This window comes from Corallococcus sp. 4LFB (assembly GCF_046520365.1).
Lineage (GTDB): Bacteria > Myxococcota > Myxococcia > Myxococcales > Myxococcaceae > Corallococcus > Corallococcus caeni.
On sequence record NZ_JBKGHJ010001248.1, the window covers coordinates 1 to 414 of the forward strand.

Sequence of the window (414 nt, forward strand, 5' to 3'; positions counted from 1 at the left end):
GCGTCTCCGAACGCGGGAACTCCACGGCCGTCTGGTTCCACTCCACCAGGACCTTGCGCGCTTCAGCGCCTCGCAGCAGGGCCACGTCTCCGACTCGCGCGTCGGGCCGGGCCGTCACCTCCTCCAGCAAGACAGCCAGGTGGCCCAGCAGCCGCTTCGCCGTCCCTTCCACGAAGAGGTCCGTGTTGTACGTCAGCGTCGCCGCCAACCCCTGCCCTGTCTCTGACATCGACAGCGACAGGTCGAACTTCGCGGTTGATCCTTCCGTCTCCACCGCATGGATCACGAGCCCACCCGGCAGGGCCGTGGTGCCTCCCGTCTTCGCGGTGTTCAGCGTGAAGGACACCTGGAACAGCGGCGTGCGGCCCAGGTCTCGCTCCGGCCTCAGCTCCTCCACCAGCTTCTCGAACGGCA

Annotated in this window: 1 protein-coding gene; it reads right to left on the reverse strand. The window is 67.6% G+C overall.

Annotated features, from left to right (window positions below):
* A partial coding sequence (locus ACLEQD_RS45165; RefSeq protein WP_410392034.1) for a condensation domain-containing protein occupies nt 1-414 on the reverse strand: 414 nt, incomplete at both ends.